Source organism: Microbacterium sp. Leaf159 (assembly GCF_001423615.1).
In the GTDB taxonomy this organism is placed as follows: Bacteria; Actinomycetota; Actinomycetes; order Actinomycetales; family Microbacteriaceae; genus Microbacterium.
Window position 1 is genome coordinate 2469900 of record NZ_LMOU01000001.1, and the last position, 12841, is coordinate 2482740.

Sequence of the window (12841 nt, forward strand, 5' to 3'; positions counted from 1 at the left end):
CCTTCCGGCTGCGCCGACTGACGGCGAAGACGAAGGCTGATCCGCCGCACGCAACGTAGTCTGGGACAATTCATCAGGTCGTAATCAGGGGGTCAGTACGTGTCGACAGAGCAACGCGTTCTCGCGGGTCGCTACCGCGTCGACGAGCTCATCGGTCACGGTGGCATGGCGAAGGTGTACCGCGGGTACGACCTGACCCTCGGCCGCGCCGTCGCCATCAAGATCCTCGACCCCGAGCTCGCCCGCGACACCGCCTTCCGCACGCGCTTCCGTCTGGAGGCGCAGTCGGCATCCCGCATGTCGCACCCGTCGATCGTGCGGGTCTACGACGCGGGCGACCCGTCGACCACCGACAGCAGCACGGATGAGCCTCCGTACATCGTGATGGAGTTGATCAGCGGCACCCTGCTGAAGGACATCATCGCGAAGGGCCCCGTGCCCGTCGACGACGCCGTGCGCTACGTCGACGGCATCCTCGAGGCTCTCGACTACTCGCACCGCGCGGGCGTCGTGCACCGCGACATCAAGCCGGGCAACGTCATGGTCACCGACAAGGGCCAGGTCAAGGTCATGGACTTCGGCATCGCCCGAGCCGTGTCGGACTCGTCGTCCACGGTCGCCGAGACCACTCAGATCATCGGCACCGCCGCGTACTTCTCACCCGAGCAGGCGAAGGGCGAGCCCGTCGATGCACGGGCCGACCTCTATTCGACGGGTGTCGTGCTCTACGAGCTGCTCACGGGACGCCAGCCGTTCCGCGGCGAATCCCCCGTGGCCGTCGCCTACCAGCACGTCAGCGAGACCCCGATCCCGCCGACCGAGGTGAACGAGGACTCCCCCGGAGCCCTCGACCCGATCGTGCTGCGCGCCCTCGCCAAGGATCCGTACCAGCGGTATCCGGATGCTGCGCACTTCCGCGCCGCGCTCGACTCGGCGGTCTCGGGCCACGCGCCGAGCCGCAAGGAGCTCGGCGCTCTCACGAGCGAGCTCTACGGCCCCAGCCCGCGTGCGGCGCAGGAGACGGCCCGCTCGCTGCGGCAGCTCAGCACCGACACGACCATGGCGCGCACGCAGTCCGGTCCGCCTGTCGCCTGGATCTGGGCCGGTGTCGCACTGCTCGCCGTGCTGCTCGCATCCGTGCTCTTCTGGGTGTGGACGATCAGCATGCGTCCCGACGAGGTGCCGTCCAGCTCACGTGTCGTGCCGGACCTCGTCAACGTCTCATCCGAGCGCGCTCAAGAAGATCTGGGCAAGCTCGATCTGACGGCCAAGCTCGTGCTCGAGTCGAGCAGCGACATCGTCGAGGGCAACGTGATCCGCACCGATCCCGAAGGCGGAACGGCCGTCAGCGAGGGCGATTCCGTCACGGTCTACGTCTCGTCGGGCAAGGAGACGGTGGTGGTCCCCGTGTTGGAGGGCCTCTCACTGTCCGCGGCCAAGGATGCTCTGGCAGCCGCCGGGCTCCAACTCGGCACGGTGATACAACGCAACGACAAGGGTCTCGCGGCCGACACCGTCATGGAGGCCAGCGAGACCGCTGAGAGCGAGGTCGCGCCGAAGACGGTCGTGAACCTCGTCGTCGCGAGCGGTCGCGTGACGCTGACCGACGTCACCGGCTGGACGATGGAGGCCGCTCAGGCCGAGCTCGAACGCATCGGCCTGACCGCGAGCCCCGTCGAGCTGACCGACTGCTCGCCGACGAACCCGCCCACGGTGGCGTCGATGTCGGCCGCCCCCGGTGACGTGGCGATCGGGTCGACTGTCGAGCTGCGCTACTGCGTCGCCGCGGGCTGATCAGGCTCGCGACAGCGGATGCAGATCGGCTGAGCGCGCCACGGCATCACCGTCGCCGCACGACTCGAGCCAGTTGGCGAGCAGCCGGTAGCCACCCTCGGTGAGCACACTCTCGGGGTGGAACTGCACACCGAGGATGGGCAGCTCGGTATGGGCGAGCGCCATGACGGTTCCGCTCTCGGTGCGGGCGGTGACGACCACGTCGTCCGGGAGAGCCGATTCGGCGAGCGCGAGCGAGTGATAGCGTCCGACGGCGAACGGCGAGGGGATCCCTGTGAACAGCGCCGAGCCGTCGTGGGTGGCCTGCGACACCATGCCGTGCATCAGCTCAGGCGCCTCGGTCACCGGAGTGCCGAACGCCTCGCCGATCGCCTGGTGCCCGAGGCACACGCCGAGCAGCGGCATCCGGAGTCGCGCGGCGATGCGCACGGCGTCAAGCGACGCTCCGGCGTCTGCGGGCCTGCCGGGCCCCGGCGAGAGCAGGAGGGCCTCGAAGCCGGGGAGCATCTCTTCGAGCCCCGCGGCGTCCGTGGCATCCGCCTCGATCAGAGTGACGTCGGCGCCGAGCTCGCGGAGGTACCCGACGAGGGTGTGCACGAAGCTGTCATGGTTGTCCACGACGAGCACGCGGGTCATTCGAGGTCGACCTCACCCGGCGTGATCAGAGGGCTCACCCAGGGGAACACGAACCAGAACAGGCCGTAGAGCACGGCGGCGATCAGCACGAGCAGGAAGAAAAGCTTGAGCCACCACGGGCCGGGCAGCAGGCGCCAGAGTGCGGCGTACATGGGTCGTCTGGTTCCGTTCGGCTAGATCGACGGCGCAGCCGGCGGAGGGGGCGGGTCGGTGAGGGCCGCGGGCGGACCCTCGGCCCGGGGCTGGAAGCTCTCGTACACCCCGTAGGCGACGATGCGCTCGGCGAGCGAGTAGAGCGGGGAGCAGGCGGTCAGCGTGATGTACTTCTCGCCCGTCGCGACTCCGGGCATCTGCGGCACGTCGAGGAGCACCTCGGTCTGCGTGGGCTTGACGTATTCGAGTGTGCGGAAGCGGTAGGTGAACCAGCCGTCGGGCGTCTCGACGACGATCGCGTCGCCGACCTGCAGCTTGTCGAGCTGGTTGAACGGCTTGCCCCAGGTGGTGCGGTGGCCGGCCATGGCGAAGTTGCCGACCTCGCCGGGCATCTTCGAGTCCGTGTAGACGCCGATCCCGAGCTTGTCGAGCGTGCGGGCACGGCTGGTGCCGCCGTAGATCCCGACGTTGTACTCGGAGCCGAATCGCGGCACGTGCATCTGGCCCAGCAGCTGGGTGTCGGCCGGAGGCGCCGGGATCACCGGCTCGTACGTCGTCGTTCCGTCGTCGGCCTCGACGACCGGAGGCAGCTCGGGCGCCGGTCCACTCGCCCACTCCTGCGAGACCGCTGCACCCTCGTCGTTCTTCTGAGCGCTGATGATGATGTCGCCGATCCACATCTGCCACGCGACGAACAGGAGCACCAGCACGCCTGCGGTGAGCAGGAGCTCACCGAGCACGCTCGTGAAAGTGGCGCGCGATCGAGGGCGGCGGCGGTGTGCACGTCGCTCCCCCGAGACGACGGATGCAGTCATGGCGCGATCTTATCCCGCTGACCTGAAGTCCAGCCCTGGTCGCCCGATTTTCCGTGGGATATAGGACTTTTGGGTACACTGTGGGAATGGCACGCGACCGCAAGACCGAAGAACCCGAAGCTCCGCGCAGCGAAGGCGAAGCCGCGCCCAATGCCGTGTGGTTCAAGCCGGTGATGGTCGGCTTCATGCTGTTGGGTCTGGCGTGGATCCTCGTGTTCTACATCTCGGGCATGCAGTTCCCGATTCCAGGGCTCGACAACTGGAATCTCGCGATCGGCCTGGGCATCGCCCTGATCGGCTTCCTCATGACGACCCGCTGGCGCTGACGCCCGCTCCTCTTCTTGACAGAAGGCCCCCTCGCTTCGGCGAGGGGGCCTTCTGTTGTTCCACCGATGGGGAAGTTATCCACAGGTTATCCCCAACATGGGGAGAATTACACAGATGTTATTCACACCCGTTAACAACCCTGTTAACAACCCTTGATCAGGAGTAAACCGTCGTGATCAGGAATGGGGGCAGGAAGGCGACGATCAGAACCAGTGCCACGACGACGGCTGCGAGCAGCACAATCTGCAGTGTGCGCTGCGCTCGACGACGCGTGCGGGTGAGGATGAACGCGACGAGCGCGCCGACGATCACACCGCCGAGGTGCGCCTGCCAGGCGATGTTCTGTTGGAACACGAACCCGATGACGAAGTTGATGCCGAGGATCACCAGGATCCCGGTCACGTTCGCTCCGATGTGTCGGCCGATGATGAGCAGGGCGGCCATGAGGCCGAAGACCGCTCCGGAGGCGCCGACTGTGGCCCCCGACGGGTCGAGCACGGCGAGCGCGACCGAGCCGCCGAGGCCGCTGATCAGGTAGAGCGACAGGAATCGCACACGACCGAGCATGGGCTCGAGGCTCTGCCCCAGCATCCACAGGGCGAGCATGTTCAGAGCGAGATGCAGGAACCCGCCATGGGCGAAGACGGCCGTGAGAAGTCTCCACGGCTCGAAGGGGAGGAGCGAGAGATCGGGGTACAGGTACCTCGGCGCGAACAGCAGCTGCTGCGTGATGAGGTCACCGACACCGGGGATCAGCTGAAGCAGCCCGATGAACGACGTGACCGCCAGCAGCACATAGGTGACGATCGGCCGACCGCTGCGCACGGTGGCTGTCGCGGTGTTGCGCCCGCCCCAGCGGCGTTCGGCCTTCTTCTGGGCAGGGGTGCGGTTCTTGCGCTCTGCCGCCATGCACTCGGGGCAGATGACCCCGACGGCTGCCTGTGTCTGGCACTCGGGGCAGATGGTGCGCAGGCACCGCTGGCAGAGCACGAAGCTCTGCCGATCCGGATGCCGGTAGCAGAAGTTGTCGCGGTTGTCCGCGAACTCAGGCGTCGTCATCCGGATCGGCCAGCGTCGGCGTCAGGCCGCGACGATGTCGATCGACTGCAGCACGACGGGCTCGATCGGGCGGTCGCCCGCGGCGGTCGGCACGGCGGCGATGGTGTCGACGACGGCCTTGGAGGCGTCATCGGCGACCTCGCCGAAGATCGTGTGCTTTCCCTGGAGCCAGGGGGTGGGGTCGGTCGTGATGAAGAACTGCGATCCGTTGGTGCCCTCGGCCTTGCCGGTGATGGCGTTACGACGCAGGCCCGCGTTGGCCATGGCGAGGATGTAGGGCTCGTTGAAGTTGAGCTCCATGTTGATCTCGTCGTCGAAGTTGTAGCCGGGGCCGCCGACGCCCTGTCCGAGCGGGTCGCCGCCCTGGATCATGAAGTTGGGGATGATGCGGTGGAAGACCACGTCCGAGTAGAGCGCGCCCTCGCCCGGCTTGCCGGTGGCGGGGTCGGTCCAGGACTGGGTGCCGTCGGCCAGGCCGACGAAGTTCTTGACCGTCTTCGGAGCGTGGTCGCCGAAGAGGTTGATGACGATGTCACCGTGGTTGGTGTGCAGGGTTGCGACATGAGAAGCGTGAGCCATGCACTCATTCTCGCAGAGCTTCCCATGAGTTGGCCCGCCACTACCGCTGTTCAGCCCTCGGCGCAAGGGTTCGGCGATTCCCTCCCCCCATCCAGGGTCGCGTGGCAAGATGGGGAACCCGTACTCCAATCGACAGGAGAGCATCGTGAGCATCAGCCGCAAGCGGAAGAAGGAACTGCGTCGTCTTCAGGCCGACGCTAACCAGCTGTGGGAGAACCAGCAGGTCCTGGTCGGCCACGCCGCCGACGTCGCCCGCGAGGCCGGACGCCAGCTCGGCCACTTCGGCCGCGAGCAGGTCGGTCCTGTCGTGCAGGACACCTACAACCGTCGCGTCGCGCCGGTCGTCGACCGCGGAGTGCGCTTCGGCCACCACGTCGTCGATGACAAGGTCGTTCCGATCGTCGGCGGCGTCGTCGGCACCGCGCTCACCGCGTGGGACGTCGCGAACGCCAAGCGCGAGGGTGTCGTCAAGAAGGTCAAGAAGGCCACCCAGCCCGAGCCCAAGGGCCCGAGCGTCGGTTCGGTCATCGCCCTGATCCTCGGAGTCGCCGCCGCTGCGGGCGTCCTCTACGCCGCCTGGCAGGCACTGCGCGCCGATGACGAGCTCTGGGTCGCAGACGACCCGCTCTCCGCTCCCGACGCGTGACCTCGACATCGGAGTCCCCGGCCGCTGTGCCGGGTGATCTCCATGCTCGGGTGAGGGATGCCGCGGCTTCACGCGGCCTCGACATCGAGATCCGTGAGCGGCCCGCCGCTCGCAGTCTCTTCGAGGCCGCGGAGCTGCTCGGCATCCTTCCCTCCGGAATCGTGAAGACGCTCGTCGTCAAGCGATCCGACGACACCTACCTGTTCGCGCTGGTTCCAGGCGGCCGGTCGATCTCGTGGCCCAAGCTGCGTGCGGTCGTCGGTGTCAACAAGCTCCGTCTGCCCGAGCCCGATCTCGCCCTCGCGGCGACGGGCTACGAGCGCGGCACGATCGTCCCGATCGGCAGCACCACCGACTGGCCCGTGTTCGCCGACGAGACCATCGTCGGCCAGCGCATCGCGATGGGTGCCGGAGCACACGGGTACAGCCTGTTCGTCGACGCCGACGACCTCATCGCGGCCTACGGCGCGACCGTCGCCGACATCTCAGTGCCCGAAGAGCCCCGCGACTGACCTCTGTCGCGCGCTCTCGTCAGAGGATGCCGGCCATGCGCAGCGCGATGTCCACGAGTTTGACGCGTTGCAGCTCGGAGACCGACTTGCGGGTGAACCACTCCGCCATGTCGGTGGAGCCGTCGGTCTCGAAGCGCAGCTTGCCTCCGCTCACCGTCGCCCGATAGACGATGCGCAACGTGTGCAACGGCTGATCGGACGCGGTCACCCGCTGGCTCGCCGGGATCACCCGCGAGTGGATGCCGAGCAGCTCGCCGACCTTGACCGTGTATCCGGTCTCCTCACGGAGCTCCCGCCGAACCGCATCCTCCGGGGCCTCGCCGGGCTCCAGACCGCCGCCCGGCATGGTCCACGCGACTCGGCGCCCCTCGATCCAGCGCGCCAGAAGTATGCGTCCGTCGTCATCGGTGACGACCGCGTATGCCGCGACCCGCATGTCCATGCCCTCACCCTAACGCCACACCCCTGCCCTCACGCGACGTGTGTCGGCGGCCCGCACCGGACGTTCCAGGATCGATCAGGAATCGAGAAGCACTGCGGGCCACCGAATCCGTAGTGTGAGATCCATCGCAGATCACCCCGTGAAAGGAGTCGGCCATGGCTGACAAAGACAACAACTTCAGTGCCGAAGAACGCGAGGCCATGAAGGAGGCTGCTGCAGACAAGCGCAAGTCACGCTCGCGGGCGAAGAAGACCCCCGAAGAGGTGCGCGCCGAGGGTGTCGCCGATCTCGAGGCGGCCATCGCGAAGCTGCCCGATGACAAGGATCGCGAGCTGTCGGCGGCACTGCACGCGCTCGTGACCGAGGTCGCCCCCGAACTGCTGCCGCGCACCTATTACGGCATGCCGGCGTGGGGCAAGGACGGCAAGGTCCTCTGCTTCTTCCAGCCGGCGAGCAAATTCAAGGTGCGCTACGGCACTTTCGGTTTCGAGCCGATCTCGAACCTCGACGACGGCACCATGTGGCCGACCGCCTACGCACTGCTCGACCTCACTGCCGCGAACCGCGCCGTGCTCGCCGACCGCATCCGCCTCGCCGTGAGCTGAGACCCATTCACGGGTGGCGGTGCGCGCAGTAGCGTGGATGCTGTGAGCACACTGCCGTTCCCCGCCTCCGTGTACGCCGCCCGACTCGACCGCGCAGCATCCCTCGCCGCCGACGCCGGTCTCGATGGGATCATCGTGGGTCCTGGGCCCGACCTGCAGTATCTGGTCGGCGTCGAGGGTGACACGATCGAGCGGCTCACCACCCTGGTGCTCGGACCTGGTCTCGCACCCACGATCATCGTGCCGCGGATGGAGCTGGCGAAGGTGCGCAGCACCGCTGTCGGCGAGCTCGGTCTCGCCGTGTCGGACTGGGTCGACGGTGACAATCCGTACGACCTCGTGGCCGCAGCTCTCGGCGCCGTCTCCCGAGTCGGCGTCTCTGACGCCCTGCCCGCCCTGCACGTCATCCCACTCGCCGAGCGGATCGGTGTGCGCGTCGAGCTCGCGACTCCGGTGCTGCGCGAAAGCCGAATGATCAAGGATGCTGCCGAGATCGCTGAGCTGCGAAAGGCCGGCGCGGCGATCGACGCCGTGCACCGGCGCGTGCCCGAGTGGCTGCGCGCCGGGCGCACCGAGCGAGAGGTCGCCGCGGACATCGCCGAGGCGATCGTCGCCGAGGGCCATCGCACGGTGGAGTTCGTGATCGTCGGCTCGGGTCCGAACGGTGCAGATCCGCATCACGAGGTGTCGGACCGGGTGATCGACGACGGTGACATCGTGGTCGTCGACATCGGGGGTGCGGTGCCCAGCGGGTACAACTCCGACAGCACCAGGACCTATGCGGTCGGGACGCCCGACAGTGCCGCTGCCGAGCGGATCGCCGTGCTCGTGCGCGCGCAGCAGGCCGCCATCGATGCCGCTCGCCCCGGTGCGACGGCGGAGGAGGTGGATGCGGCGGCGCGCCAGGTCCTGACGGATGCCGGGCTCGGCGAGGCGTTCCTGCACCGCACCGGTCACGGCATCGGCGTCTCGGTGCACGAGGAACCCTACATCGCACCCGGCAACGACCTGGTGCTGCGCGAGGGCATGGCGTTCAGCATCGAACCCGGAATCTACTTCGCAGGGGAGTGGGGTGCGCGCATCGAGGATATCGTCGTCGTCACCGCCGACGGGTGCGAGCGGCTGAACGTCGCGCCGCACGACCTCAGAGCCGTCTGACGACACAGGAGTCAGCGAGTCAGCCCCGCAGCGCCGCCAGCGCCTCGTCCGCAGACACCAGATCAGCCATCGTCATCGGCTGCGGCGCGGCATCGACCGCCCGCTCCGCCGCGAGAGATGTCAATCGTCCGGTGGCCTCGGACTGGCCCCGTCCGCTCGCCTGCATCCGCGCGCCCGACTGCCGGGCCTGGACGATGATGTGCCAGGCATCACTGCCGACGTGCGGCGCCGCGGCGAGCGCGCCTCGGAGCACCGGCATCCTCCCGACGAGATCCAGGGCAGCGGTCATCGGCGCCGCGCCGAGCGTCAGATAGGTGCGGAATCCGCGATCACGGGTTCCGAGGAGCAGGTGGTCGGGGAAGTCTGCGCGCAGATACCGACGGCGCCGCCCGTCCGGACCCACAGCTCGCCTGCTCTCACGGAAGTTGCGCACACTCCCTCCTTCGGGTGGCCCGTAGAGGTCCGCGCCGACGAGTGCAGCGGTCCAGGCCACCGCAGCCGGCCCGTGCTTCTCTCCGGTGCCCAGCATCACGAAGATATCGATGTCGCCATCCGACTCGGCCGCGAGCGTGCGCGCGAGCACGGTGCTGAGCCCCGGCACGAGGCCGGCTCCGAGGACGACCGGCCCGCGCGCCGCCGCTCGCAGCGCGTCGAGGTACGAGCCGGTGGCGGAGATGTCGACCAGGGGGATGCCGTGCACGGCCGCCGCGAGATCTGCCCTCTCCACCCCTGATGCGTTGACGATCACGTCGTGATCGGCGGCGATCCGAGTCAGTGAGCGGAGGTCGCCGTGCAGGTCGATGCGCGCACCTCCGGCCTCGGCGCGACTGGCGGAGGTGACGTGGTGACCGTGCCTCTGCAGCTCTCGGCGGATCACGGAGCCCACCGCGCCGCGGGCTCCGAGCAGCAGAGCCCTCATCGGACCGGCTCGAGAATGTGCGCTGCGATCATGGTCTTCCTCCCTCGACGGCGGTGATCCGCCGACATCCATCGTGGTTCTGCGGAGAACCTGCCACCCCATCCGGTTGCGGATTCTGCAAAGATGACCGGATGGATGCCGAGATCGACGCGACGCTCGCCGCGATCGGCCCGCGTCTGCGTCAGCTGAGGCAGAACCGCGGGCTCACCCTGGTGGCCGTCGCCGCACTCACCGGACTCTCCGTCAGTGCGCTGTCGCGCATCGAGACCGGGCATCGCCAGCCCACGCTCGACGCGCTGATCCCCCTGGCGCGCGCATACGAGGTGACGCTCGATCACCTGATCGCCGCGCCGCAGACCGGGGATCCTCGTGTGCACCTCGAGCCGCGGCGTCTCGCGACCGGAGGTGTGGCGGTACCTCTGACCCGGCATCCGGGAGGGGTGCAGGTGTTCAAGCACGTGCTCGGACCGAGGGAGCCTGCGCTCGTGTCGCACCAGGGCCACGCATGGATCTACGTGCTCGCCGGCCGACTGCGGCTGCTGCTCGCGGGCGACGAGCACATGCTGCATCCGGGAGAGAATGTCGAGTTCGACGCCTCGACTCCGCACTGGTTCGGGCCCGCCGACGATCTCGCGGTCGAGATCCTGCATATGTTCGGTCCTGAGGGGCAGCGTCCTCTCACCCGCATCATCGACTGACCCGCCCCTCCGTGCTCGTCAAGACCCTGGAGAGGTAGGGCGCGACGGAGGCAGACTGCTCGCATGGCAGCAGACAGCGGCGCACCAGGTGGCGAGGAACCCGGTCCCGAGCGCACAGCCGACGGTCATCACGTGATCATCGACGGCAGGCGCTGGAGGGCCACAGACCCCTCGATCCCCGACGGATTCCGTCAGGAGCTGGTGGACGAGCTCATGGCGGCGCGGCGAGCGGTGAAGTCGTCGGAGGTCGATGCGAGGCGACGGGTGCACGACGCGAAGACCGCGCTCGGGGAGCGCGGGGCGCCATGGTGGGAGGACCGCACCGGTGACGATTTCGACGAACGCATCGCGGCTGTCATCCGATCTCTCACTCGAAAGCGCGAGCAGTCCTCGATCTGCCCGAGCGACGTCGCCCGCACGGTCGGCGGCAAGTCCTGGCGCTCGTTGATGACCGATGTCCGTCGGGTGGCCGCAGAGCTCGCCGACCGCGACGAGATCGTGGTCACCCAGAAGGGTGAACCCGTGAGCATCCGCGAGGCTCGCGGACCCGTGCGGATCGTTCACGGACCGAAGATCTGAACGATCTCCCCGTAGGCAGTCGTCCGCGGCGCCTTCAGTGCCGCACGACCGCGGCCCGACCACGGGTCGAGAGCGACACCGGTCGCGTGACTTCCAGCGGCCCGGCGGCAGCCATCGTGGTGACCGGATCGAGAGCCGCTCCCCTCCTGTGGACGATCCGCAGAAGCTCGGTGAACTGATCCGGCGGGAGGGACGGATGCTCCGGATGCCACTGGACACCCAAGAACGGCAGCGATTCGTGCTCGACAGCCTCGACGACGCCGTTGCGGGAATGGGCGATGGCGCGCAGTCCGCGCCCGAGCTCATCGACGGCCTGATGATGCGTGCAGAGCAGAGGTTGCCGGAGCCTCGGCGAGACTGCCCGGAGGTCGTTCAGATCTGTCGCGACGAAGGGATCGGCTCCCGTGCTGCGGTGCCCGCCGACGTGCTGATGGAGCGTGCCACCCAGCGCCACGTTGAGCAGCTGCATCCCCCGGCAGACCCCGAGCAGGGGGCGCCTCGATCGCACCGCCTCCATGACGACGGCGATCTGCGTGCGGTCCGCGCGGCGCTGGTAGGCGGTGTGCTGCGGACGGCGGTCGGACTGGCCGTAGAGCAGGGGCTCAATGTCGTCACCGCCGAGGAGCACGATGACATCCGCCTCACGCGACGCCCGTCTCAACTGCGGCTCTGGGGCCTCACCCGCGGCATGCAGCGATGCCGTCCAGCCCACCCGCTCGATCGCCGCGACGGCTGAGGCGTTGAGGCTGTCCAGGAGCGACTGATAGGCGGCTGCGGCCGCCTGACGTCGGGTGCGCACGTGGAAGAGGGCAACATGCACGCTCATGCTGCGACCCGGGGTGCGGTCATGGTGCTGATCCCTCCATCACGTACTGCTTACAGGTAACGCCCCGCGACAATCCCAGGTCAAATACGTTTTTCCCGTCGGATTGATAGCGATTTGCTCGCAATGCGCGCGTAACGCCGCGGTAATACATCGCACGTATCGTTCCGAGATGGAACTCCGTCAACTGCGCTACTTCATGGCGGTCGCCGACGAGCTCCACTTCGGGCGTGCAGCGCGACGGCTGCACATGTCGCAGCCGCCGCTGAGCGTGCAGATCGGTCGCCTCGAGCGAGAGGTCGGTCTGCCCCTGTTCGACCGCAGCACCCGACGGGTGACACTGACACCGGCCGGCCGCCACCTGCAGGAGCGCGCGAGGAGGATCCTCGACGAGGTCGACGCCGTGCGCGCCGAGATGCGCGACTACGTCGATGGGCTCGCCGGCCAGCTCACGGCCGGTTTCGTGAGCTCGGCGAACTACACGGTGCTCCCCGAGGTCGTGAGGCTGTTCCGATCGCGTCGTGACCGCGTCGCACTGTCTCTCGTCCCGCTCACGTCGGGGGAGCAGATCGACCGCCTGCGCGACGGCGCTCTCGATGTCGGCCTCGTGCGAGACGAGTTCCCGCGCTCGGGTGCGAACTCACCCGAGCTGATCGCCGAGGTCGTGTTCGAAGAGCGCCTCGTCCTGTGCGTGCCGATCGCCCATGCTCTCGCGACCCACTCCGAGGTGACCGCCGAGCAGGTGCTCGACGTGCCGATGATCGCCTACCCGCGCTCGCTCATGCCCGGATACGTCGATCGGGTGCACGAGGTGCTGGGGATCACCCCGGGTGCCATGCGGATCGCGGAGGAAGTCGTGCACCAGGAGACGGCGCTCGGTTTCGTCGCGGCGGGCGTCGGCGCGAGCATCCTGCCCGAATCGGTGCGCCAGGTGGTGCCACCGTCGATCGCCGTGATTCCGCTCGCCGGGTCGCCGACGACGCGGCTCCTGGCTGCCCGGCAGGTTCGAGCAGACGAGAGCGCGATCTGCGCGGCCTTCATCGAGTGCCTCCACGACGCGGCTGAGGCACTCACCACCGCTCGACCCGCCTGAGCA

The 12841-nt window shown here is 68.1% G+C and carries 17 protein-coding genes; 9 read left to right on the forward strand and 8 right to left on the reverse strand.

Features of this window, described 5'->3' with window-relative positions; all coding sequences use genetic code 11:
• Positions 1-99 precede the first annotated feature (99 nt).
• Entirely contained in the window at positions 100-1794 is a 1695-nt protein-coding gene (gene pknB, locus ASF80_RS11645; protein WP_056310922.1) for a Stk1 family PASTA domain-containing Ser/Thr kinase, read from the forward strand.
• On the opposite strand, the gene ASF80_RS11650 is transcribed toward pknB, so the two are convergent.
• The 3 genes from ASF80_RS11650 to ASF80_RS11655 are packed head-to-tail and all read right to left on the reverse strand — an operon-like array spanning position 1795 to position 3398.
• Positions 1795-2430 (reverse strand): anthranilate synthase component II, encoded by a 636-nt coding sequence (locus ASF80_RS11650; RefSeq protein ID WP_056310924.1) that lies wholly within the window; start codon positions 2428-2430, stop codon positions 1795-1797. It lies immediately after the preceding gene.
• Positions 2427-2582, reverse strand: a complete 156-nt coding sequence (locus ASF80_RS19120) for a hypothetical protein (RefSeq protein WP_042541024.1) — start codon at positions 2580-2582, stop codon at positions 2427-2429. Before ASF80_RS19120 ends, ASF80_RS11650 begins: the two co-directional genes overlap by 4 nt.
• Before the next feature lie 21 nt (positions 2583-2603).
• The gene (locus ASF80_RS11655; protein WP_056310926.1) at positions 2604-3398 is read right to left on the reverse strand and encodes a class E sortase; all 795 of its coding nucleotides are present in this window, start codon (positions 3396-3398) and stop codon (positions 2604-2606) included.
• An 86-nt stretch (positions 3399-3484) separates the two neighbouring features.
• On the opposite strand from ASF80_RS11655, the gene ASF80_RS11660 reads away from it, so the two are divergent.
• Positions 3485-3724: a cell division protein CrgA gene (locus ASF80_RS11660; protein WP_056310927.1), complete on the forward strand. Its 240-nt coding sequence runs from the start codon at positions 3485-3487 to the stop codon at positions 3722-3724.
• Positions 3725-3881: 157 nt separating this feature from the next.
• On the opposite strand, the gene ASF80_RS11665 is transcribed toward ASF80_RS11660, so the two are convergent.
• Entirely contained in the window at positions 3882-4784 is a 903-nt protein-coding gene (locus ASF80_RS11665; RefSeq protein ID WP_056310929.1) for a rhomboid family intramembrane serine protease, read from the reverse strand.
• A 21-nt stretch (positions 4785-4805) separates the two neighbouring features.
• The gene (locus ASF80_RS11670; RefSeq protein WP_056310931.1) at positions 4806-5363 is read right to left on the reverse strand and encodes a peptidylprolyl isomerase; all 558 of its coding nucleotides are present in this window, start codon (positions 5361-5363) and stop codon (positions 4806-4808) included.
• A gap of 145 nt (positions 5364-5508) precedes the next feature.
• Between ASF80_RS11670 and ASF80_RS11675 the strand changes: the two genes are divergently transcribed.
• Entirely contained in the window at positions 5509-6009 is a 501-nt protein-coding gene (locus ASF80_RS11675) for a hypothetical protein (protein WP_056312058.1), read from the forward strand.
• A gap of 50 nt (positions 6010-6059) precedes the next feature.
• On the forward strand, positions 6060-6521 hold the full coding sequence (locus ASF80_RS11680) for an aminoacyl-tRNA deacylase (protein WP_200934808.1): 462 nt from the start codon (positions 6060-6062) through the stop codon (positions 6519-6521).
• Positions 6522-6540: 19 nt separating this feature from the next.
• Here the strand turns inward: ASF80_RS11680 and ASF80_RS11685 are convergent, their stop codons facing one another.
• The gene (locus ASF80_RS11685; RefSeq protein ID WP_056310932.1) at positions 6541-6963 is read right to left on the reverse strand and encodes an NUDIX hydrolase; all 423 of its coding nucleotides are present in this window, start codon (positions 6961-6963) and stop codon (positions 6541-6543) included.
• A gap of 155 nt (positions 6964-7118) precedes the next feature.
• On the opposite strand from ASF80_RS11685, the gene ASF80_RS11690 reads away from it, so the two are divergent.
• Complete coding sequence (locus ASF80_RS11690) at positions 7119-7568, forward strand: DUF1801 domain-containing protein (protein ID WP_056310934.1); 450 nt, start codon at positions 7119-7121, stop codon at positions 7566-7568.
• 42 nt (positions 7569-7610) lie between these two features.
• Complete coding sequence (locus ASF80_RS11695) at positions 7611-8726, forward strand: M24 family metallopeptidase (RefSeq protein ID WP_056310936.1); 1116 nt, start codon at positions 7611-7613, stop codon at positions 8724-8726.
• A 19-nt stretch (positions 8727-8745) separates the two neighbouring features.
• Here ASF80_RS11695 and ASF80_RS11700 read toward each other — a convergent pair whose 3' ends face one another.
• Positions 8746-9645: a saccharopine dehydrogenase gene (locus tag ASF80_RS11700; RefSeq protein ID WP_056310938.1), complete on the reverse strand. Its 900-nt coding sequence runs from the start codon at positions 9643-9645 to the stop codon at positions 8746-8748.
• A 131-nt stretch (positions 9646-9776) separates the two neighbouring features.
• On the opposite strand from ASF80_RS11700, the gene ASF80_RS11705 reads away from it, so the two are divergent.
• Entirely contained in the window at positions 9777-10343 is a 567-nt protein-coding gene (locus ASF80_RS11705) for a helix-turn-helix transcriptional regulator (RefSeq protein ID WP_056310940.1), read from the forward strand.
• A 63-nt stretch (positions 10344-10406) separates the two neighbouring features.
• On the forward strand, positions 10407-10922 hold the full coding sequence (locus tag ASF80_RS11710; protein WP_056310942.1) for a DUF3253 domain-containing protein: 516 nt from the start codon (positions 10407-10409) through the stop codon (positions 10920-10922).
• Positions 10923-10956: 34 nt separating this feature from the next.
• Here ASF80_RS11710 and ASF80_RS11715 read toward each other — a convergent pair whose 3' ends face one another.
• The gene (locus ASF80_RS11715; RefSeq protein ID WP_056310945.1) at positions 10957-11748 is read right to left on the reverse strand and encodes a gamma-glutamyl-gamma-aminobutyrate hydrolase family protein; all 792 of its coding nucleotides are present in this window, start codon (positions 11746-11748) and stop codon (positions 10957-10959) included.
• Between the two features lie 169 nt (positions 11749-11917).
• On the opposite strand from ASF80_RS11715, the gene ASF80_RS11720 reads away from it, so the two are divergent.
• Positions 11918-12838, forward strand: a complete 921-nt coding sequence (locus tag ASF80_RS11720) for a LysR family transcriptional regulator (RefSeq protein ID WP_056310947.1) — start codon at positions 11918-11920, stop codon at positions 12836-12838.
• The last annotated feature ends 3 nt before the right edge of the window (positions 12839-12841 follow it).